Here is a 20,364-nt window from a genome sequence, read left to right as displayed (position 1 = left end):
TATCCTTCTTTTGAGTGAACTCCAACGCGATCGGCGAGAAGCTCCGATCCGTCTGGAAGTTCACCACATAACGCCACCTCTCATCAAAGCATGCGGCTTCCAAGCCCATCTTCTCCAACACCGGTCCCAGGTGCTTCCTGATCTGGGCCATGCGCTTCCTCATGAAAATCGGTTCCATCAAGTCCTCCTCCGACATGGAGAAAAGGATCTCCGGACGCCACGCACGACACAACCGGGCGTCGCGCAGGAATTTTCAGCCGGTCCTTCACGGGCACGCGCGGGCACCCAGTAAACGGCGCCGTTCCACCCGGAGTCAACACCCACCGGTTGAAATATATTGGTGGACAAGAGGCGCGAACTAATCGTTAACTATAGCCGCTTTCGCCATGGGTCATGCTCAGGAGATCCAACATGTGCATGCGAATATTCGCGGCCCGCAACGGCATCGCGATAAAGTAAGCGGGTCGCCCGCCGCCGTCCGGTCGAGACAGTAGGTTGCCTCGAGGATCGCCGCGTGCCGAATCCTACAAGCCAGTCCCTGGTGCATACTTTTCCAAAAACATCCCGCCAGCAGATTCTCGCTTTTGGTCCAGTGGGCCTCCTGAATCCGGTCTACACGATCGGGAGAAGACGGAGCTATCGATGACACACGACACCACCGCGCCTACTGCTCACTAAGCCCATCCCCACTACCGATCCGACCATCAGCAAAGGAGCTGCACCATGCCGCAGAACGAACACGTGCGTCCGCATTCCGAGAAGATCCAGCCCGACTACCGAAACAGACTCCGTGAATGGCTCCAGCCGAGTTTGATGGGACGTTTCTCCGAAGACGAGCAAAAGCTGCATCGCTCTGCAGCCCTCGCCTATGCGCACCCCCGTCGCCCCTCCATCTGGAGCCTTTACCAGATGCTGCGCGCGATGCTCGATCATGACGGAAACCTAACGGGGATCGCCTTGAATTGCCCCTCATACGAATACTTCCGTCGCCTCGTGCGGACCCTGCCGGCCGACTATGTCGATCACATGCGCTACGGCCGCGGCATCGGTCTCTGGGACATCGTCCACGACGCCGGGCAGAGCATCGACGACATCGCCACTGCTGGCGCCCCCACCGCACCTCAAAGCTAAGGAGATCTGCAATGGACTACATGCCCTTTGTCAAGCTTCTGAGTGAAGCCAGCGACTCCCGCCAGGTGGCGACGCACGGGACAGTTCCCGGTCTGTCGAACCGTCCCGATGAGTATCTCATGTTCGAGTGCAGCGCTCTAAAGCAAGCCTTCCGTACCGCCGAGGAGTTCCCTGGCGACGAGCCGCACGTCTGGGCCGTCATGGCCGAAGTGTTCACAGCGATGAACGCTGTACTCCGCGCGGTCGGCGCCCATGAGCTGAAGCTCATCGACTACGGCATGTTTCTCGAATTCCTCGACGTCGGTTCGGAGACGTTCGATGCCTGATCTGATGAAGACCAGACCCGCCCGCGGTCCGCCCTGATTTAGCTCACGCCGCGAGCGGCACCTTCGAAACCTCAGCCATGCCTGCCGCCCCGTGCCCGGGGTGATTGATGGCGCACGTCCAAAAGTCACCGAGTAGAGACAGAGATGAACACTGCAGAGTACACCGCCACCCTCCCCCTCCCGATCGTCGCGTCCCTCGCGCACGCCACGCCGCAGGAGTATTCGCTCTATGCGAAATTCGCCCGCCCCTGCCATCGCATCGGAGGTTGGGAGACGACTTCCCGCGGTTACACGGCGATGAAGGAAGAGTGCGCGAAGCGCGGCCTTCGCGCCTGCTCATTCCCCCACTTCCGCGAGGTAGTGCGCCGCTTCCGCAAGAACGATCGTCGCCCGAACCGCTGCTCCCCTCCATACGGCTTCGAAGCGATGTCGGTCTCGCGTGGGCCGACGACGAACTTTCTCGACCTCGCCGCCGGATGGCGCTGGGTGGGCATGAGCGGTCAGTGATCGAGATGATGGAACAGGAGACGACTATGAACACGAACACAACGTCATCGATCGTTGCCGTCAAGAGCAACAAGCGCACATTTGGTGACTCCGTCGTTCTTCAGAGCCTCCCGCCAGGGCTCGCGGAAGTTCCGTTCGACTTCCCACTCCTTCTCCGGGCGACGGGACTATGGGCCGTCCTCTCCCGCCAGCAGCGGAACCGCGCCAAGCGCATGGCACCGCGTCTCGTCGCAGTCGTTGACCCGAGCACCCGCTGCATCACCGGATACGTGAGCCTCCCGAAAATAGCAAAGCGCCGTCGCTAAGCCGCCGAAACACCCCATCAACTGGATTTCCGCCCGGCGATCTGACGCCGGGACGGAGTCCTGAGTCCAAAGGACCATCACGTGACCCGCATTCGTCAGGCCATCCGATATATGAAGGAACTGGACTCCGGCTTCGACCGAACTCTCCTTGCCCTACCTACCGAAACCGTGTTCCTCAAGCCAGCGGGTCCGCTCTCCGGCCGCTACGTGCCCTTCGAGGCTGACCCGCACGACGAGGAGGACTACTCCGGCCTCGTCAGTATTCCATGGCTATGGCAGCCGACCGAGGAAGCCACCCCGAGCCGCTGGTATCCGGCGCGCACGAAGGGCCATGCGCGCGGCACAATCACGAACCCCAAGACCCGAAAGGCAATCTCGTACAGCAGCACGTATGAGATGAACCTCGCATACATGCTGTGCGCGTCTCGCCACATCGCCCTAGTCGAGGACCAGCCTTCGGCAGTTCCAGTCCAGTGCGAGGACGGCGAGAAGAAGCATACGATCGACTACCGGACCACGATGTGCGCATCGCGAAACCGTATTGTGGTCGCCGTGCGACCGTCCTGGCTTCTGGAAAAGGACGGCCTTCCCGAAACCATCGCCAGCATCAACCTCGGGTCATTGGAGGGTTTCGCCGACGAGGCCACAATCGTCACCGAGGAAGAAGCCACGGGCGCGCGCGGGTGGAATGGAAAGAGCGTGCTTCGCGCTCTGAACTCCCCCGTTGCAGACGACAACGAAAGACTCCGGGACTACGCCGCCAAGTTCCAGGGCACCGTCTCCCTGATGACTCTGACTGCGGGCTTCGAGAACAGGGCCGCGGCGGAAAACGCTGTCTGGTGCCTGATCCACGATGAGGCCCTCGTTCCGGTGCGACCCGACCTCAGGCTCATCGACGCACCCTTCGTTCGCTTCAACCACAATCACTAAGGAGACTTCCATGCAGGATCACATCCGAACTGCTCTCGCCCTCCAGCACGCCCCCGCCTCGCTCCCGTTCATCAGGTTCCCCGAGGGCGCTCGAGTTAAGGATCTGGGGATCGAGTACAACGTCCTCTACTGCGACCGTACCGGCGCGGTGCTCCGCCGGATGGACGAGACCAACGCGACCATCAGCTTCACCCAGGCCGACCTCAACGAGCGCCTGAACCGCGCCGAGAACCCGATGACGGTCGAGTTCGGGTTCTATTCCGAAAACAAGGCAAAGGCACGAAACCGAGGCGCATCGAGCCTAAGCGTGCTTGCCCCGAAGGACCAGGAAGACGTCCTTCGGAAAGAGTTCGTCGTCCGCAAGTTTCTTGAGCTGAGGGAAGAGAACAGGGAAGAGCGGAGGCTGGCCCGCATCGATGGCCTTCCACTGCCGCCTTCAGTCAGCAAGTCCCGAGAATCCCTCCTTCGCGTAATCCCTATCATTGCTCGGGCGTGGCGCGAGTTGCAGATTTCTTATGGATCCGCCTGGTCCAACAGAAAGCCCACGGCCACGGGTCGCGTGAACTACACGACAAAGGCCAAGGTCGAGCTGTGGGAACCCAGTCCTTCCTCGGTGAAAGATTGGATCCTCGCCTTGGAAGAGAACCAGTTCGATCCGACGTGCCTGAAGAACAACTACCGCAGCGAGCGCCCCGAGTACTTCACTCCGGACGAGTTTCAGTATCTCAACGACGCCGTCCGCGCTGCCTGCTCGACTACCGGGCCCGATCTTGCCGAGATCCACAGGGGCATGGTGGGACTGATGGAGGCCGCGAACAAGTTGCGCGCCCCTGAGGACCAGCTACGCATCCCGTGCGAGGACACGCTGCGAAATCGATACAATGCGCTTCCGGAGATGTGGCGTGAACTCGGCCGGGACGGCCGGGAGACCGCGCGCAAGGAGTGGCAGCCCGAACATGGCGGCATCGACGTTATCCGCGCTCTCGAGCGTATCGAGTGCGACGACCACGAGATCGATCTCCAGACCCTGCTGGTGAAGATCGGCGTCTGGAAGACGCTCTCAAAGGCTGAGCGAAAGAAGATCAAGCGGATCCGACTGTGGATCACCGCCATGATCTGCGTTGCCACCCGCTGCATTATCGCCCTGCACGTCAGCGCGGAGCCGCCGTCTCTGAAGTCGGCGATGACGGCTCTGGAAATGTCGACGCGCGACAAGACGGACATCGCCCGCCGCCTCGGCTGCCAGGCACCGTGGATGCAGCACGGAACCGGGGAAGCGGTTGCGGTCGACAGCGCCGTGTACTTCGCCCATCGCCCCTACCGGGTAGCCGTCAACGACATGGGCTGCGCCGTCTTCCTTCCCGCTGCAGGGGAGGCCTCCATGCGCGGCTTCGTCGAGCGCTGGTTCCAGACCTGCTCCCATCAGATGTTCAACTATTTCGATGGCCGGACTTGGGGATCCATCGCCGAAAAGGGTGACTACGATTCCGAAGCCCATGCCGCCGCGGTAGCGGATCTGGTCGCCGAATGCCTGATCCGCTGGGCTGTGGACGGTTATCACAATGCTCCGCATACGGGCCTGAACGGCGCGACGCCTTTCAACCGTTGGCTCGAACTCGCGCGCGACCACGGTGTGCAGCCGGGTCCCACCGGAGCGCTGAGAACCCATCTCTTCGGCACCTATGTGAAGCGCGTCATCTCCAAGAAGGGCTACCGCGTCGCAGGTCTCTATTTCCAGAGCAAGGAGCTGCAGCAGATCCGGCGCAAGTCCAAGAAGACGCCTGTCCTGGGGCGCGTGAACAATCATAACCTCGACGCTGTCTCGATCCTCACCGAAAACGGATGGATCGAGGTCCCCTGCGTTCATCGCGAACTCGCAGGTGTCAGCATCTGGCAATGGCTTGCGGCGGTCGAACGGCTGAGGCTCTTCAACAGCGAGAACGCAAAGGCCTCGCGACAGATCCTTGTCGACACCTTCGCGTGGCTGAAGCAGCAGGCCGAGATGGCGCGTCTCGAGGCCGGGCTGGTGAATCCAGTCCTGACCGACGAGGACTATCAGCGCTTCGAGCGCAAGATGGACCGGGAGTTCGATCTCACCGACGCTCCTCGTAAGGGCGAGCCCCGGCCCGAAGGAGAATGGCGCCCCTCCGACGAGCTGTTCGCGGCGCTGCGCATCTCGCCGATCGTCTACGCGAAAACTCGCACCGCCAAAGTCATCCGCGAGGAAGCCGAAGCCGGCGGTCGTCCGGTCCTCGGCACCCCGCTCGCACTCCCGCGGCCGCAGGAACCGAGTCCGGAGGATGAGGCGAACGACGACGCAACCGTCATCCTCCGCATCAGCAACAACATTTTCGACGACGAGTAAGGAGTAAGCCGTGACCCAGCCCGAAGACTACGAATCCAAGCGCAGCCAGGCCGCCATCGACCGTGTCCGCGATCTGGTTGGTGCCGACCGACTTTCGGTGGCCGACCGCATCGCACGGCTCTACAGCGAGTACATCGCCCTGGATCGGGACAAGCTCCTCAGGGATGCACTTGTGGCTTCCATCGCAAGCGTGACCACCCCGATCACGGGCAAACCCGACAAGCGTCGCATCGTGGCGGTCTGCGGCCGCTCCGGTGCAGGGAAGACGACGTCGATCGTGAAGCATATCCAGAACCTCAAGGCGATGGCGTCGTACTTCGATGAAGATGGGGTGCGGATCCATCCCGTCATCTTCATCGAGGCTCCCTCCCCTTGCACGCCTCGCCTCCTTGCCATCGCCGGCCTCGAAGCTCTGGGGCATACGCCGCCCGACCGAATCCGCGAGAACGAGGCATGGCTGCTTTTTCGTCGCCTGCTGAAAGTCCACAAGGTCATGTGGGTCGTCATCGACGAAGCGCAGCACACGATAGAGGCTGCCTCTGTCCGGGAAGCGACCGTCATCGGCGACGCGTTCAAAAACCTCACCCAGATGACGGACTGGCCCGTTCGGCTGATCCTGATCGGCGTTCCGCCGCTCGCGAGCTTTCTCGCCCGCAAGCAGCTCTACAATCGCCGCACTGTGGTGCCGTTCGACACTGTCGATGCCGAGGGCAACACCGATTTGATCAAGAGCATCCTGAACACGATCGTCCTCGAACACGCTGGCATGGAGATCCGGATCGATCTCGAGGAGACAAGTGCGGATGATCATGAGGAGGAGAAAAAGAAGCAAGGAGCCTTCCTGAAGCGCCTGATGCACGCCGGCGACGCGGAGTTCGGATCCGTTGTGCAGATGATCCGGGCTGCGGTCGAGCTGGCGATGCTGGACGGCCGCCAGTACGTGCTTCTCGACGATTTCGTAAAGACCTACGCGTCGTTCTCGGGATGCAGACCCAGCAAGAACGTCTTCACGGCAGCCAACTGGCAGGACCTGGATCCCGCAACGGCTCTGCTGCGCGACGAGGACCGCGCTTGGGAAGAGAACAAGTTGAAGACCAAGGGCAAGAACGCCACCAAATATGGAGTACGTCCCCAATGAACAGACTGTCTGAAATCATCAACTTCAATGCTGACGAGTCCGTCGCAAGTTACTGCTCTCGTCTCGCAGCCGCCTGCGGGTACCGTCATGCGCGTTCGTTCGGGGTCGATCTCGGTTTCCGCTTCCAGGGGCTGGCTGTTGGATGTAAAGATGACATCGACAAATTCAGCGCAGTCCTTGGGGTGCCAACTTCATACCTGACTCCTGGGATCATCTCCACCGACAACCGCTTCAGCACGGTTGCGGGACAGCTCCTCTCCCGCGCATCCATGCAACGGCAGCGGCTGAGGTTCTGCCCCTACTGCGTGCTTGGTGACGAATGCATGAAAGGTGGTCGGCGCGGTTTCCGCTCCTTCGGCCGTATCGACTGGTTGGTGAAATCGATCCGGTGCTGCGAAGACCATGGGGTGCAACTGGTGACCTGTGATCAGGACACGCCTCCCGTCTTCATCCACGATTTTGCCGCCAACCTCGCACAGCTTGGCGACGTGAGACGCATGTTGTCTGACGTCGAATTCATGAAGCCGGACAGCCTCCAGCGATACGTGAAGGAACGGCTCCGCGGAAAGCAGACCGAAGCGGCGTGGCTTGACAGCCTACCTCTCTACGTTGCCGTTCGCTTGTGCGAGACTGTCGGGACAGCAGAGCGCCACGGCACCCAGTTCCACACATCCAACATGAACGAACACGAATGGTCGGCATGTGCCGGTGCTGGCTATGATCTCCTCCGCGGCGGGGAGCAGGACTTCCGCAATTATCTGCGCAGACAGGTAAAGTGCTTCTATGGAAAACTGAGCGACATGGGCGGGCGCTCGATTTTCGGCCGTCTTTACGAGCGCCTCGCGCACGAAACGGAGGACAAGGCATTCGACCCGATCCGCCAAATCATGCGGGACGTAGCCCTGGACAGTCTCCCGCTCGGGCCAGGTGACGAGTTTTTCGGTCCCGTCACCGAGAGGCGGCTTCACTCCGTGCAGTCGGCCTCCGTAGAATTCGGCGTTCATCCGAAACGGCTGCGGAAGACGCTCGTGAACGAAGGGCTGATCCCGACCGAAGACAAGTCGAAGACCTTCGAAAGGATCCTACTCGACGCGAAAACGATGCAAAGGTTCGCCCTCGTGGCCAAGAGCAGCCTCAATGTGCCGGACGCGAAAGCATACCTTGGTGCCGAGCGCGTCCAATTCGAGATGCTTGTGAAGCACGGCTTCATCCAGCCCGTCGGCGGCAATGGCGCATCAGCCGAAGTTGCTGTCGACCGCAGGTTTTCCCCGGACGATCTCGATACCCTGCTCCGCCGCCTGAAGGCCGCCGACACGCGCGCCGACAACAATGGTCTTAGCGATCTCCGAGAGGTCATGTCCAAAGCGGGCTGCACGTTCGCCGAAGTCATCGAACTCGTGCTCAGCGGCACGTTGGCGAAGGTATCGTGGGCTGCGGGCGAGACTGGGCTCGCAGCCATCAGGCTTGACGCGGACGAGATCAAGGCAAAAACAATCGGCGACGATCATGGCTGTCTCTCTCTCCGTCAGCTCGAGACGGTCATTCCAGCCTCGAGCAAGATCATCAAGGCATTGATCGCGGGCGGTCGGCTGCCGGCGGTCAAGCGACGCAATCCCGTGAAGCGGAACATGCAGACTGTGGTCGAGCCCGGCGCGCTCGAGGCGTTCATGAATCAGTATCTGTCACTGGGCAACTTCGCCACCAGCAGAAGGACACGTACTTGGAACCTGAAGCGCAATCTCGACGATGCCGGAATTGAGCCGATCTTTGTGGCGGCCGAGATGCCGTTCTACCTAAGGTCGGACATCGAGCGCGTTTAAAGGAACTACTGATTAGAGAGTCAACGAAGCCGGGTTCTGCCCGGCTTTTTTGATGCCGTGTTCAATTGGCCAGTTTTAGCTTCCGATACGGCCACTTCTGGATCGGTTTTTCGGATCCCTGTAGCGAATATCAATAGGTTACAAGCGAAATGGCCAATACCAAGGTCGTTTTCTCAGCAGAGAGTCAAATAGATCTCAAATCGATCGGCGTCGTGTCCAACCAAATGCGAGCGCCCGCTCAACTAAACTGGATTATCCAACCTAGTTGAGCGGGCGTTGTAGCGCGCCACTAGGTTTGCCAATGGCTGGACCAGGAGACGTGAAGCTTGGCCGCTAACGCCTAAGTTTATAAAATCCCAGAAAAGGGCCCGGCCGCCATTCGCTCGGGCCCTTTGGTTCAGGGCTCGCGCAGAAGGCGACCCTCCCATCGAAAGGCAGGCTGATGGCTATCCTTGGGTTTAATCTTCAGAAGGGCGAGTTGCACTTCTGCCTGATGGAAGGCACGAGAGCCGATCCGCGGTACGTCGTACACGACCGCCACCGATTCGACGTAGACCAGCCGAAGCCGGAGATGGCAAACTTCTTCAAACAGACGTTCAACGAGCTGATCGAGGCGCGGCAGCCGCAAGGCCTCGCATACCGCCTGTCGATGGACGGAAAGAAGGCCGATCAGATCGCCTACCTGACGTTCCCCTTCGGGATCCTTGCCCTGGTTGCGCACGAGCGGGGGCTGGCCGCTGACCAGTCGACCATCCACACCTTCACGAAGAAGGCGCTGGCGCATCCGGGTGACAAGTTCACGGCTTGCGACGAGCGCATTGTGGATCGCCCTGCGACTTGGCCGAACGCGGCCAAACTGGCTGCCCTTGCCGCTTGGATGAGCCTCTGATGTCGGCCGTCGCCCCCCTGACGTTCCAGCCCGGCGAGATCGTGCTGAACAAGTACGAGATCGTCCGGCCGCTCGGGAGCGGCCAGTTCGGCGACGTCTTCCACGTGATCAATCGGAACCTTGGTCGCGAGTCCGCCCTGAAGTTGATCCGCGTCGCCAATCCCGTCGAGCACCGCGCCGTCGTCGAGGCGCAGGCGCAGAGCCTTTGCGGCCACGACCACGTCGTGAAGGTGCTCACCGCCGACGTCTTCGACGGTGCCGTGCTCATTGAAATGGAGTACCTGGAAGGCGGCTCGCTGGCCGATCGGCTGCATCAGGAATTCGTGCCCGTCATCGAAACCATCGGCTACCTGAAGCAGATCCTGTTCGCCCTCGAGCACGCCCACAACCGCGGGATCGTTCACCGCGACGTCAAGCCAGGCAACATCATGCTGACGGGCGGGATCGCCAAGCTGTCGGACTTTGGCACCGTCATCCATCCGGAGAGCGGCGTGAGGGTCACGGACTTGTTCTACCGTCCGCACGCCTCGCCGGAGGCCATCAATAACAGGGAGTTCTCCGCCGCCAGCGACGTGTTCGCCGCAGGCATGACGCTGCTCCGTGCTGTGAACAACATGACGGGATGGGACGTAATATTGAGCAGCGCGGCGTGGCCTGCTCTCGTGAAGGAAGGCAAGCTCGTGAACCTGTTGGGCTTCGCCGATCACATGCCGCCGAAGCTGAAGCGCATCATCAAGAAGGCGATAAACCCCGTCGTTGCCGACAGGTACCCGACGGCTGCCGCCCTTCGGCAGGAGCTGGAGCGGCTGCGGCCGGCCCGGCGGTGGATCCGCTTGAACGACAACGAATGGACCTGCACCTTCGATGGAAGGGAGGAACGCGCCTTCTTCCAATCCGGCATCAAACCGTCCGTCGAATACACGGTCGGAGGTCGTCGCCGTCGCCCGGATTGCCAGAGCTACCGAACGGAACGCGAAGCACGGACTCGTCTGGCGGAGCTGGTGGCACGTTCAACGTTGGCGTGAGGGGTCAACCCGGCGCGAGCGGAGATCGAGCAGTCATGCCCACGCCCACGCGCTACCAATGCCTGATTTGCGGACGCCGTTTCAGGTGAGGTCCGCACCAGAAGGATGACACCGCACGGACGGCAGCCGCCAACATTTTCACGGCCGAAGCCGGAACTCGATGTTGTGCGGCATCATTCCAGGATCACTGAACACCTCCGTTATCTCGGAAAACCTCAATGGTTCACCGGCGCGGGCAGGCTCAAGAGCCTTGATGAGGAAGGCGTTCCCATCCAGATTACAGAACGGTTCCATCGGAATAGAGATATCTATTCTTCGCTAGTGAATCGGCTGTCGGTCGCCGTCGAAAACGGATCTCCCCAACTATCAGACTTCGAGCGAGGGTGCGGAGCGGAGAATTGGGCGACTATCGCCTCACTTATTGAGACCTGTAGGATCAACGCTGTCGAACCGTTCGCATACCTGACCGCCACGCTCAGCTCCATCGTCAATGGTCACAAGCAGAGCCGGGTCGACGACCTAAATGCCTTGGAACTATTCGGAGCGAACGCACGGCTGATGTCGACCCGAAGCGGACCCATAGCGCTGGATTTCAAAACGGCTCAATGCGCGTGGTCAAGGTGCGATGCAAGCAGCGCTTACTGATAACCTATGTGTCCGACGCCCTGGAGAGCTATAGTCGGACGTGCGGCGCGGGTCCGGCTGCAAACTAGGCTGCGAGATTTTGAGGCACGAGTTCTGTGCACGGGAGGCGACTATGCGTCCTGCATTTCCGTTTCCGCCTCGGCCTCTTTCGGTGGCGGGATGATCCTGTCTTCAGGTTGCTTGTCCCGCTCGTAGTATCGAATGAGGCTGTTCATCGAATGCAGCGCCATCGCCCGGTGAGGTTCCGGCCACTGGGCAAGCTTTCCGACAACGGCAGCATAAACATCGCGGGCCCATTGCAGTTCCTCAAGCACAGGATCCCCGGGCATCGTTCGGTGATATCGATACGCAAGCAGCTTCGAACCTGCGGATAGCTCCGGGACGTCCCGGCTCATGAATTCCGCGACATGATCGACCGGAATGTCCAACAGTACCGGGGTCTGGGAAAGCTCTGGGTCGTCGGTTCGGATGAACTTGAACAGCGCCTCGAAATCACCTGCTTCCGCTTCGGCGAAGATCGAAACTGCTCGCTCATGGCGTTTCGCCGCAGCTTTTTCCAAGGACTTTGCGCGCAAGTAGGTAGCTATGTGCTGAAATTCCCCAGTCTCAGTGGAGCTGAAGCCGAGTCCGCCATGGCTATCGAATCCTGCGGGAAAATGGTCGAACTTCATCGCCTCCAAAAGTCCTGCCGCGGCAACCTCGTCGATGTACTTTTCGAAGTAGGCAACGACATCCTCTCCTGCGGTCAGGCGTTGGTCGTTCATTCCCCATTGCCGGATCGCAAGCCCCGCGGAATGAAGGATTGGCCCGTTATCCGTGTGAACCCGCTTGGCCAGTTCACCGGCAAGTATGGCAACAGCCTCGTCTGTGTCCTTCATCGGTCGCTCGTGGCTGAGCCACAATCTCCGCCATGACGGCTCGGCGTGCTCTTTGCCAAAGCCGAACTGGGTCTTTATCCAAGAATTGACTTGCAGCGGGTCCATAACCCCACTGCGTTCGAAGCCATTGATGAAACCGTAATCGATCGGTGGCGTGTCGAGGGAGAGCGAGCCGAACTTATCCGAAAACGTTTTGGCCTGCAGAAGCTGAGGATCCAACGGCGCGTGGTTGTTCCCAACTGACCGGAAGGCAAGCGTCGTCGCCAGCCCGGGAAGACGCTCGAGCGTTTCCGCATTGAGAAGGCCGCCGCGCATCCCCAGAGTCGTCGCGAGTACGACGCCCATCGTCGAGGCGACGTGTCGCTCCGGTATCTCGCCGTCTCCGATGAGGCAGTCCACGAAAGCGGAGGCGTTGTGCATGGCCCATGTCAGATTGCGGAGGTTCTGGATCTCCGAGGCCATCGCGATTTCGAGGAGGTCGTCGATACGGGCGCCCATGAACGACTTGGCAGAACCGTTCGGCATGTTCCCTATTGTGCTGTGGATCACACTCTCGTAGTCCGCTTCGATATGCGCACGTCGGCCGACGATCTTCTCGTTCTGGTCCTTCCACATGTCGCCTCCAACAAGTTCCTCCAGCTTGGTCTCGTCGGTGACGAGCAGGACTCGTCGTCCGTGTTCTGCAACGAGGGAGTTGACCAGTCCCATCACTTCCCCGAAAGCGGTCTTTTCCATCCGCTCGAGATCGTCGAAGACGAAGACAAAGTCGTTGAGACGCTTGATCGCCTTCTTTCCGAGCTTGTCCATCGCACCCTTGGTCGCATCCTTGACACGAAAGAACTCCCCGACCCCCAGTGCTATGGTGCCAGCGATCCCGGCCGCGATTGCCTCCCCGGGGCAGGCCGCCTTGTAGATGCGCATTTCGACGTCGGCGGCCGAGGTCGCGCCGAACAGGCTCACGAACAGAAACGGAGTGTGATGGAGACGCTTGGCATTCATCTCTCGCATCCGCGCGGGCTCGTAGACGTTTTGCAGGAAAAACGTTTTGCCGCTGCCCCAGCGGCCCTCTATCAGTACTGCATGCGGAACAGACAGCGTATCGGCATCGAAATATGCATCCAGGACTTTGACGGCATGCTCGTTCATTCGCAGCGGCTCCGGTGGTGAGTGGGACAGGAATGTATGCATCATCGGCGTACACGCCAAGGACCAGGTCGGTAGATAATCCGCCGTTCGCCGGTGACGCCGCTCGTCTCGCCATCCAGACTACGCGGGCAAGCGCAAGCTTCTCCGCAGTGACAGTGTCCGCGGCAAGCACACGCTCGTCGCACCAAGTGCGTAACTGGCCGAGAAGACCCCTGTCATTCGTAGAGATATTCGCCTCCGCCCAGCCTCCAATCGCCGGCCCCTCGACAACGAGACCGTTGCTGGAGGCGTTCGACGAATCCAGAACGAGCTGCCTGTCCGTCAAATACACCTTGCCGTGAAGCTTGGGGTCGGAGAGAACCTCGACCTTGCCTCCCAGCTTTTTCAGCTCCTCGATCTCATTTGGATTGCAGGCACCGGATTCAAGATTGCAGACTACTCGCAGCGACCGCCATTCTTTGCGCTGTAGACCGATGCGATGAATATCGACTATGTCGCCTGCATCGAAGCATTTGACCCGTGAGGCAGTTCGTGACTTTTGCCTATGACAATCACGCCCTCGACCTGAGGAGCGATGCCCATTTCTTCTTCCTCCTCACCGGAAGTTACCTGCGCGTCACCGGCCGTCGACTTGTCCAGGACGGGCAAGGGCCGGACTGGCTCTATAACGACGCGCCTTTCGTGGTCCTTGCCCACAATACCCTGCCCGACCCGCGCTTCATCTATGCCAACTGCACGGCGCAGACCTGCTTCGAATACAGCTGGGATGAATTCATCACGCTGCCGTCGCGGCTTTCGGCTGAACAGCCCGATCTCGCCGAGCGCCAGCGGCTGCTCGATGCCGTCACGCGTGATGGTTTTGTCGATAATGGCCGCGGTGTCAGGGTCGCGAAATCGGGCCGCCGTTTCTGGGTCGACAACTTCACCGTCTGGCAGCTGATCGATGACGCGGGCAAGCGGTTGGGCCAGGCTGCGATATTCTCTTCATGGCGGGATGCATAGTTTCTACGGTTTCACGCGGCCGGGATGCGCCGCCTGGAAGGCGGGCAGTTCGGCGCATCTGGCGTCGATGTCGGTGATGCGCCTGAAAGCGGTCATATCTACTCCCCAGCGGCGAGCGTTGTAGACTTGGGGAATGAGACAGAGGTCCGCCATCGTCGGCGCATCTCCAAAGCTGAACGCGCCATCGGCTTCGCCGATCATCGCTTCCAGTTTGCCCAGCCCGTCGGAGATGAAATGTTTCATCCATTCCTCGCGGGCATCGGGCTTATCCGTCACGGTCATCAGATGCGACACGACATGCAAGTTGCAGATCGGATGGATGTCCATGGCGACCGCATAGGCAAGGGCGCGGACTTTCTGACGATCGGCAATGTCAGGTGGCAGCAATCCGCATTCCGGCCGAAGCTCGGCCAGATATTCGATGATTGCCAGCGATTGCGTCAGGGTTCTTCCGTCGATCACTAATGTCGGCACCAGCCCTTGCGGGTTGAGGGCCAGATATTCCGGAGTCTTCTGTGCGCCGTCCAACAGGTTGATGGGCACGGTCTTGTAATCGATGCCCAGGAGATTGAGCGCGATGCGGACGCGATAGCTCGCCGATGATCGCCAGTAGTCGTAGAGAACGACCTCGTTCATTGCGGGTCGGCCCCCTGGTATTTTTCGACCGTCTGCTCGATCGCTCCGAAGATCGAATGGCCGGCCTTATCCTTCATCTCGATGCGGACCTGATCGCCGAACTTCATGAAAGGGGTCTTCGGCGATCCGGTCTCGATCGTCTCGATCATCCTGATTTCGGCAATGCAGGAGTAGCCGTCTCCTCCCTCTTCCACCGGCTTGCCCGGGCCGCCGTTGAGCTTGTTGGACACCGTTCCCGAGCCGATGATCGTTCCGGCCGCGAGATTGCGGGTTTTGGCGGCATGGGCGATCAACTGGCCAAAATCGAAGGTCATGTCGATGCCGGCGTTCGCCTTGCCGAATGGCTTGCCGTTCAAGCTCACCAGCAGCGGAAGATGCAGCTTGCCGCCGTCCCAGGCGTCTCCGAGCTCGTCCGGCGTCACCGCGACCGGAGAAAATGCCGATGCCGGCTTCGACTGGAAGAAACCAAATCCCTTCGCCAACTCGTCCGGGATCAGACTGCGCAGCGACACATCGTTGACGAGCATCAGGAGACGGATGGCGCCGCGCGCCGCTTCCGGGCTGCAACCCATGTCAACGTCGCCGGTGATGACGGCGACTTCGCCCTCCATATCGATCCCATAAGCCTCGTCGGCCGCCAAGATCGGGTCGCGCGGCGCAAGGAACGCGTCCGACCCGCCTTGATAGATCAGCGGATCGGTCCAGAAGCTCGCCGGCATCTCGGCGCCACGTGCCTTGCGCACCAGTTCGACATGGTTGACGTAAGCGGAGCCATCGGCCCATTGGTAGGCGCGCGGCAGAGGTGACGTGGCGTCATGTTCGTGAAACCGGATCGTCGGCTGGGCGCCGGTCTCGACGCCTTCGGCAATGAGCGCGAGCCTCGGAGCCACATGCTCCCAGTCATCGAGTGCTGCCTGCAATGTGCGGGCGATATGACCGACCTCGGAACAGCGGGTCAGGTCGCGGGAAACGACGACGAGCCGGCCGTCCCGCGTGGAGTCTTTTGACGTTGCAAGTTTCATGTCCGAAATTCCGTGCCGGAGGATGACTTCACTTGATGCATCATTTGATACCGGGGGTTCCGTCGAACTTGCGTTCCAGGCCGTCCCAGCATTCCAGGTAATCATCCTGCAGCGTCTCAAGCTCGGCTGCGTATTTCGTCAGTTGCTGCGGGTACCGGGTCTCGAACATGAAGGCCATGGTGTGATCGAGCTTCACGGGCTTGAGTTCGGTATTGGATGCCTTTTCGAAGGCCAGCGCGTCCGGCCCGTGGGGAAGCATCATGTTGTGCAGGCTCATGCCGCCCGGCACGAAGCCCTCCTCCTTGGCGTCATACTGGCCATGGATCAGCCCCATGAATTCGCTCATGATGTTGCGGTGGTACCAGGGCGGACGAAACGTGTGCTCGGCCACCAGCCAGCGCGGCGGAAAGATCACGAAATCGACATTCGCCGTGCCGGCATCTTCGGTCGGCGCGGTCAGCACCGAAAAGATCGACGGATCGGGATGATCGAAGCGGATCGCGCCAACAGGAGAAAATGTCCGCAGGTCGTATTTGAACGGGGCGTAGTTGCCATGCCAGGCCACCACATCGAGCGGCGAATGGCCGATCTCCGTGACGTAGAATTTTCCACACCACTTCACATGCACGCGGCACGGCGTTTCCTTATCCTCGAAAGCGGCAACGGGTGTTTTGAAGTCGCGCGGGTTTGCCAGGCAGTTGGCGCCGATCGGCCCGCGGTCCGGCAGGGTAAATTTCGCGCCGTAGTTCTCGCATATATAGCCACGCCAGACCGTCTGCTCGCCGCCCTTCAGAATCTTGAACATCATGCCGCGCGGGATGAGGCATATTTCCAACGGCTCGACATCCATGATGCCCATCTCGGTGAACACTCTGATGGCGCCGAGCTGCGGCACGATCAGCAATTCACCATCGGCATTGAAGAAGTAGTCGTCGACCATGTCCTCATTAAAGACATAGGCATGGGCTGACATGCCCACCTGGGTGGTGGCATCGCCTGCCGTCGTGATGGTCCGCACCCCTTCGAGGAATGTCAGCCTCTCCGCGGGTGCGGGGATGGGATCCCACCGAAGCTGGCCGAGAGGAAGCGAATGTTCGTCGAGGCACGGCGCGGTTTTCCAGAGCGGATAGGAGGCGTTGGAGAAGCGGCGGGTGTGGCGCACGCTCGGGCGGATGCGGTAAAGCCAGGACCTTTCATTCGTCCCGCGCGGCGCGGTGAACGGCGAGCCGGAAAGCTGCTCCGCATAGAGACCGTAATTGCACTTCTGCGGGCTGTTCTGGCCCTGCGGCAAGGCGCCGGGGAGCGACTCGGTTTCGAAGTCGTTGCCGAACCCCGGCATATATTTCAGCGTGTTTGCCGTTGCGGCTTCACCATCCGACGCCTGGATCGATGTCTGGTCCATGCTCACTCCTCCCCGAAAACTCCAGCGCCACGCGTCTGACAGATGCGCGGCGCTGGAGAGTTTACTCCGCTGCAGTCCCGATGACACCACGCTTGATCTGATCGGCCTCGATCGACTCGAAAAGCGCCCGGAAGTTGCCTTCGCCGAAGCCTTCGTCGCCCTTGCGCTGGATGAATTCGAAGAAGATCGGGCCGATGACGGTCTTGGAGAAGATCTGCAGCAGGATTTTCGTCATGCCGCCATTCACCACACCTTCGCCATCGATGAGGATGCCGTGTTTCTTCATGCGTTCGACAGGTTCACTATGGCCGTTCACGCGTTCATAGGACATGTCGTAATAGGTCTCCGGCGGACCCGGCATGAAGCGCAGGCCGTTGTCGGCAAGGCTGTCGGTGGCGTCGTAAATGTCCTCCGTTCCAACGGCGATGTGCTGAATGCCCTCGCCCTTGTACTTCTTCAGATACTCCTCGATCTGGCTGGTGTCGTCCTTCGATTCATTCAGCGGAATGCGGATTTTGCCGCAGGGCGAGGTGATGGCGCGGCTCACCAGACCGGTGATGCGCCCATCGATATCGAAGAAGTGGATCTGCTTGAAATTGAACAGGTTGCGGTAAAAATCCCACCACTTGTCCATGTTGCCGCGGAAGACGTTGTGCGTCAGATGGTCGAGATAATAAAAGCCGATCCCCTGGGGATGCGGGTTACGCTCGCCAAGCCAATCGAACTCGGCCTCGTAGGCCGATCCCTTGGCGCCATAGGTCTCGACGAAGTAGAGCAGCGAGCCGCCAATGCCGACAATCGCCGGGACGTCGAGCATCTTGTCGTCCCCTTCATAGGGAACAGCGCCTTTTGATACGGCGTGGTCGAAAGCGTGCTTGGCATCGACGACGCGCCAGGCCATCGATGGGGCGCAGGGACCGTGATTTGCGACGAAACGCGCGGCTTGACTGCCCGGTTCGGCGTTCAGGACATAGTTGATGTCACCCTGTCTCCAGACGGTGATATCTTTCGTCTTGTGCTTGGCGACGGCGGTGTAGCCCATGCGTGTGAAGAGCTCGCGCAGCGTCTCGGGCTCAGGATGGGCGAACTCGACGAATTCGAAGCCGTCGGTGCCGGCCGGATTGTCGGCGGTGATTTCCGAGGGCGGTGCGTCATGCGGGAACGGACCCATTTTCTTTCCTCCAGAGGAGATTGCATTTGATATGCAAAGTGTGGCCCAAAACGCGTGCAAAGTTCTTGCATTCTTTATGCTCCGAGAAGAGATTATGCACGATCCGTGAGTGTATTGGGGATTTCGTGCAATGGATGAGCCACTCGACAAATTGGATTTGCGCCTGCTCCAGGAACTTCAAAAGGACGGCAGGCTGACGAACAACGAGCTGGGGGAGCGGATTGCGCTTTCGCCGTCGCAATGCTCGCGCCGGCGCACGAGACTGGAGGCTGAGGGATATATCCGCAGCTACCGGGCTTACCTCGATCGGCAGAAGTTGGGTCTCGATATGCTGGTGGTCATTTCCGTGACGCTCGCGACCCACAACAGAGACAATGCCCGCCGATTTTCGCAACTGATCAACGGGTTGCCGGAAGTTCTCGAAGCCTATGCGCTAACCGGTGAAATGGATTATCACCTGACGGTCGCAACCCGCGGGCTCGCCGACCTCTCGAAATTCGTCAACGACGTTCTGTTGCCCCACGAGTCGGTGCAGCACGTGAAAACGTCGATCGTGCTCGACACACTGAAGACATTCGAAGGTTTTCCGGTGCTGATGCCGGGTCACTGATGTCGACGGCATCGCCCTGCGCAGTCATATCTAGATCGGCAGTTCGGTCGAGAATTTCAGCTCGCGCAGCACGAAGCTCGAAACCACCGTGCGCACATGCGGGTTGCGCATGAGATAGCGGGTCATGAAGGCTTCATAGCTTTCCACGTCGCTTGCCCGGATCTTCAGCATGTAATCGAAGGCGCCTGACAGGGCGTAGCACTCCATGATCTCCGGCCGTTCCAGCACCACCGCAGCGAACGACGCGACCGCCTCTTCGTGGTGATCCTCCAGCGTGACATGCGCGATGACGCAGAGCTTGAGATCGAGTTTGCCAGGATCGAGCAATGTCACACGCTTGCGGATGACGCCGTCGGCTTCCAACTCCTGGATCTTCCGCCAGGCCGAGCTCTGCGACATGCCGGCCTTTTCCGCCAGGTCGGCCAGCGACAGGCTGCCGTCGGCCTGGACGAGTTGCAGAAGCTTGCGGCGGAAATTCCCAGTTTCTTTCATTTTCCGCATCTCATTCGGGAATATTTGCCACCATTATGGCGATAACCAGCATGAAAGAAAAGAAAATCCTCCAAACCCGGGTCATAATGGCAGGAATAGCGCCGTGCCTGGGAGGATCAGCCTATGACCAAGGAAAGCAGCTACACCGCCAAACTGTCCAGCCCGGACGGTTTGTATGACTACACTCCGGATGAAGATGCGATCTGGGGCGAACTCTACCGGCGTCAGATGAAGCTGCTGGCCGATACCGCCTGCCGCGAATATCTGGACGGCGTCAAAATGCTGGGGCTGAAGCCCGATAAGGTGCCTCAGCTTCTCGACGTCAACAGACGCCTGAACGAGACCACCGGCTTTGGCGTCGAAGGCGTGCCGGCGCTCATTCCGCCCTCGCGCTTTTATGAGCTTCTGTCGCAAGGCAAATTCCCGCTCGCAACCTTCCTGCGCCGTCGCGAGCATATCGACTATATCGAGGAACCGGACCTGTTCCACGAGGTTTTCGGCCATTGCCCCATGCTCACCAACCAGAGCTATGCCAATTTCGTCCGGCATTTCGGCGAAACGGCCGTCCGTCTCGGCAAGGGCTATTCATGGCACCTGTTCCGGATCTTCTGGTTCACCGTCGAATTCGGCCTGATCAATACGCCGCAAGGCCGCCGTTGCTTCGGCGCGGGCATCGTCTCATCGCCCAGCGAAGCGAAGGCGGCAATGGAAGGCAAGGCGTGCGAATTCCGGCCGTTCGATCTGCTGAGCGTGCTGAGAACGCCCTACCGGATCGATATCCTCCAGCCGATCTACTATGTCATCGATAGCTTCGCCGATCTTGAAGCGATCGTGGAACAGGATATCGAGGCCACGATCCTCAAGGCAAAATCGCTGGGTGATTTCGCCCCCGCTTTCGAAGCCAAAGCTTCGTGAATCGCGGAT

At 60.0% G+C, this 20,364-nt stretch carries 19 protein-coding genes and 1 pseudogene; 14 read left to right on the top strand and 6 right to left on the bottom strand.

Annotation, left to right across the window (positions count from 1 at the left end; translation table 11 throughout):
- The first annotated feature begins 723 nt into the window (after positions 1-723).
- The 11 genes and pseudogenes from RlegSU303_RS07955 to RlegSU303_RS34510 all read left to right on the top strand — a co-directional run.
- On the top strand, positions 724-1,131 hold the full coding sequence (locus RlegSU303_RS07955) for a hypothetical protein (protein ID WP_168257976.1): 408 nt from the start codon (positions 724-726) through the stop codon (positions 1,129-1,131).
- 11 nt (positions 1,132-1,142) lie between these two features.
- A complete protein-coding gene (locus RlegSU303_RS07950) occupies positions 1,143-1,457 on the top strand; it encodes a hypothetical protein (RefSeq protein ID WP_168257975.1) in 315 nt (104 codons plus the stop codon).
- Positions 1,458-1,601: 144 nt separating this feature from the next.
- Positions 1,602-1,964 carry a hypothetical protein gene (locus RlegSU303_RS07945; protein WP_131708930.1) on the top strand — a complete coding sequence of 121 codons (363 nt, stop codon included), beginning with the start codon at positions 1,602-1,604 and terminating at the stop codon, positions 1,962-1,964.
- A gap of 26 nt (positions 1,965-1,990) precedes the next feature.
- Complete coding sequence (locus RlegSU303_RS07940) at positions 1,991-2,269, top strand: hypothetical protein (RefSeq protein ID WP_231283624.1); 279 nt, start codon at positions 1,991-1,993, stop codon at positions 2,267-2,269.
- Between the two features lie 81 nt (positions 2,270-2,350).
- Entirely contained in the window at positions 2,351-3,199 is an 849-nt protein-coding gene (locus RlegSU303_RS07935) for a hypothetical protein (protein ID WP_168257893.1), read from the top strand.
- Positions 3,200-3,209: 10 nt separating this feature from the next.
- Complete coding sequence (locus RlegSU303_RS07930; protein WP_168257894.1) at positions 3,210-5,564, top strand: hypothetical protein; 2,355 nt, start codon at positions 3,210-3,212, stop codon at positions 5,562-5,564.
- Between the two features lie 10 nt (positions 5,565-5,574).
- Positions 5,575-6,702 carry an AAA family ATPase gene (locus RlegSU303_RS07925; RefSeq protein WP_168257895.1) on the top strand — a complete coding sequence of 376 codons (1,128 nt, stop codon included), beginning with the start codon at positions 5,575-5,577 and terminating at the stop codon, positions 6,700-6,702.
- On the top strand, positions 6,699-8,522 hold the full coding sequence (locus RlegSU303_RS07920) for a TniQ family protein (RefSeq protein WP_168257896.1): 1,824 nt from the start codon (positions 6,699-6,701) through the stop codon (positions 8,520-8,522). Before RlegSU303_RS07925 ends, RlegSU303_RS07920 begins: the two co-directional genes overlap by 4 nt.
- A gap of 571 nt (positions 8,523-9,093) precedes the next feature.
- Positions 9,094-9,411, top strand: coding sequence for a hypothetical protein (locus RlegSU303_RS07915; RefSeq protein ID WP_157626477.1), 318 nt, complete (start codon positions 9,094-9,096; stop codon positions 9,409-9,411).
- Positions 9,411-10,436, top strand: a complete 1,026-nt coding sequence (locus RlegSU303_RS07910; protein ID WP_170258131.1) for a serine/threonine-protein kinase — start codon at positions 9,411-9,413, stop codon at positions 10,434-10,436. The genes RlegSU303_RS07915 and RlegSU303_RS07910 overlap by 1 nt, the downstream gene beginning before the upstream one ends.
- 387 nt (positions 10,437-10,823) lie before the next feature.
- A pseudogene (locus tag RlegSU303_RS34510) lies at positions 10,824-10,995 on the top strand (transposase domain-containing protein); the annotation flags it as partial.
- A 196-nt stretch (positions 10,996-11,191) separates the two neighbouring features.
- On the opposite strand, the gene RlegSU303_RS07900 reads toward RlegSU303_RS34510, so the two are convergent.
- Positions 11,192-13,105, bottom strand: a complete 1,914-nt coding sequence (locus tag RlegSU303_RS07900; RefSeq protein ID WP_231283623.1) for a P-loop NTPase fold protein — start codon at positions 13,103-13,105, stop codon at positions 11,192-11,194.
- 531 nt (positions 13,106-13,636) lie between these two features.
- On the opposite strand from RlegSU303_RS07900, the gene RlegSU303_RS07895 reads away from it, so the two are divergent.
- Complete coding sequence (locus RlegSU303_RS07895) at positions 13,637-14,107, top strand: MEKHLA domain-containing protein (protein ID WP_017960095.1); 471 nt, start codon at positions 13,637-13,639, stop codon at positions 14,105-14,107.
- Between the two features lie 3 nt (positions 14,108-14,110).
- On the opposite strand, the gene maiA is transcribed toward RlegSU303_RS07895, so the two are convergent.
- From maiA to hppD, 4 genes are all read right to left on the bottom strand, one after another.
- A complete protein-coding gene (gene maiA / locus RlegSU303_RS07890; RefSeq protein WP_231283622.1) occupies positions 14,111-14,743 on the bottom strand; it encodes a maleylacetoacetate isomerase in 633 nt (210 codons plus the stop codon).
- On the bottom strand, positions 14,740-15,765 hold the full coding sequence (locus tag RlegSU303_RS07885) for a fumarylacetoacetate hydrolase family protein (protein ID WP_231283621.1): 1,026 nt from the start codon (positions 15,763-15,765) through the stop codon (positions 14,740-14,742). Before RlegSU303_RS07885 ends, maiA begins: the two co-directional genes overlap by 4 nt.
- Before the next feature lie 40 nt (positions 15,766-15,805).
- Positions 15,806-17,167, bottom strand: coding sequence for a homogentisate 1,2-dioxygenase (hmgA, locus tag RlegSU303_RS07880; protein WP_231283620.1), 1,362 nt, complete (start codon positions 17,165-17,167; stop codon positions 15,806-15,808).
- Between the two features lie 61 nt (positions 17,168-17,228).
- A complete protein-coding gene (gene hppD / locus RlegSU303_RS07875) occupies positions 17,229-18,338 on the bottom strand; it encodes a 4-hydroxyphenylpyruvate dioxygenase (RefSeq protein WP_231283619.1) in 1,110 nt (369 codons plus the stop codon).
- 130 nt (positions 18,339-18,468) lie between these two features.
- Here hppD and RlegSU303_RS07870 point away from each other — a divergent pair, with 130 nt between their 5' ends.
- Positions 18,469-18,948 (top strand): Lrp/AsnC family transcriptional regulator, encoded by a 480-nt coding sequence (locus RlegSU303_RS07870; protein ID WP_003558671.1) that lies wholly within the window; start codon positions 18,469-18,471, stop codon positions 18,946-18,948.
- Positions 18,949-18,978: 30 nt separating this feature from the next.
- On the opposite strand, the gene RlegSU303_RS07865 is transcribed toward RlegSU303_RS07870, so the two are convergent.
- Positions 18,979-19,440 (bottom strand): Lrp/AsnC family transcriptional regulator, encoded by a 462-nt coding sequence (locus RlegSU303_RS07865; protein ID WP_017960090.1) that lies wholly within the window; start codon positions 19,438-19,440, stop codon positions 18,979-18,981.
- A 123-nt stretch (positions 19,441-19,563) separates the two neighbouring features.
- On the opposite strand from RlegSU303_RS07865, the gene RlegSU303_RS07860 reads away from it, so the two are divergent.
- Positions 19,564-20,355 carry a phenylalanine 4-monooxygenase gene (locus RlegSU303_RS07860; RefSeq protein ID WP_231283618.1) on the top strand — a complete coding sequence of 264 codons (792 nt, stop codon included), beginning with the start codon at positions 19,564-19,566 and terminating at the stop codon, positions 20,353-20,355.
- Positions 20,356-20,364 lie beyond the last annotated feature (9 nt).

This window comes from Rhizobium sp. SU303 (assembly GCF_021052345.1).
Lineage (GTDB): Bacteria > Pseudomonadota > Alphaproteobacteria > Rhizobiales > Rhizobiaceae > Rhizobium > Rhizobium laguerreae.
This window is presented reverse-complemented; position numbering and strand designations above follow the sequence as displayed.

What these genes read in the sequence shown, in the direction of transcription:
- RlegSU303_RS07955 (WP_168257976.1), top strand. Translation starts at nt 724, where the DNA reads ATGCCGCAGAACGAACACGTGCGTCCGCATTCCGAGAAGATCCAGCCC.
- RlegSU303_RS07950 (WP_168257975.1), top strand. Translation starts at nt 1,143, where the DNA reads ATGGACTACATGCCCTTTGTCAAGCTTCTGAGTGAAGCCAGCGACTCC.
- RlegSU303_RS07945 (WP_131708930.1), top strand. Translation starts at nt 1,602, where the DNA reads ATGAACACTGCAGAGTACACCGCCACCCTCCCCCTCCCGATCGTCGCG.
- RlegSU303_RS07940 (WP_231283624.1), top strand. Translation starts at nt 1,991, where the DNA reads ATGAACACGAACACAACGTCATCGATCGTTGCCGTCAAGAGCAACAAG.
- RlegSU303_RS07930 (WP_168257894.1), top strand. Translation starts at nt 3,210, where the DNA reads ATGCAGGATCACATCCGAACTGCTCTCGCCCTCCAGCACGCCCCCGCC.
- RlegSU303_RS07920 (WP_168257896.1), top strand. Translation starts at nt 6,699, where the DNA reads ATGAACAGACTGTCTGAAATCATCAACTTCAATGCTGACGAGTCCGTC.
- RlegSU303_RS07915 (WP_157626477.1), top strand. Translation starts at nt 9,094, where the DNA reads ATGGCAAACTTCTTCAAACAGACGTTCAACGAGCTGATCGAGGCGCGG.
- RlegSU303_RS07910 (WP_170258131.1), top strand. Translation starts at nt 9,411, where the DNA reads ATGTCGGCCGTCGCCCCCCTGACGTTCCAGCCCGGCGAGATCGTGCTG.
- RlegSU303_RS07900 (WP_231283623.1), bottom strand. Translation starts at nt 13,105, where the DNA reads ATGAACGAGCATGCCGTCAAAGTCCTGGATGCATATTTCGATGCCGAT.
- maiA (WP_231283622.1), bottom strand. Translation starts at nt 14,743, where the DNA reads ATGAACGAGGTCGTTCTCTACGACTACTGGCGATCATCGGCGAGCTAT.
- RlegSU303_RS07885 (WP_231283621.1), bottom strand. Translation starts at nt 15,765, where the DNA reads ATGAAACTTGCAACGTCAAAAGACTCCACGCGGGACGGCCGGCTCGTC.
- hmgA (WP_231283620.1), bottom strand. Translation starts at nt 17,167, where the DNA reads ATGGACCAGACATCGATCCAGGCGTCGGATGGTGAAGCCGCAACGGCA.
- hppD (WP_231283619.1), bottom strand. Translation starts at nt 18,338, where the DNA reads ATGGGTCCGTTCCCGCATGACGCACCGCCCTCGGAAATCACCGCCGAC.
- RlegSU303_RS07870 (WP_003558671.1), top strand. Translation starts at nt 18,469, where the DNA reads ATGGATGAGCCACTCGACAAATTGGATTTGCGCCTGCTCCAGGAACTT.
- RlegSU303_RS07865 (WP_017960090.1), bottom strand. Translation starts at nt 19,440, where the DNA reads ATGAAAGAAACTGGGAATTTCCGCCGCAAGCTTCTGCAACTCGTCCAG.
- RlegSU303_RS07860 (WP_231283618.1), top strand. Translation starts at nt 19,564, where the DNA reads ATGACCAAGGAAAGCAGCTACACCGCCAAACTGTCCAGCCCGGACGGT.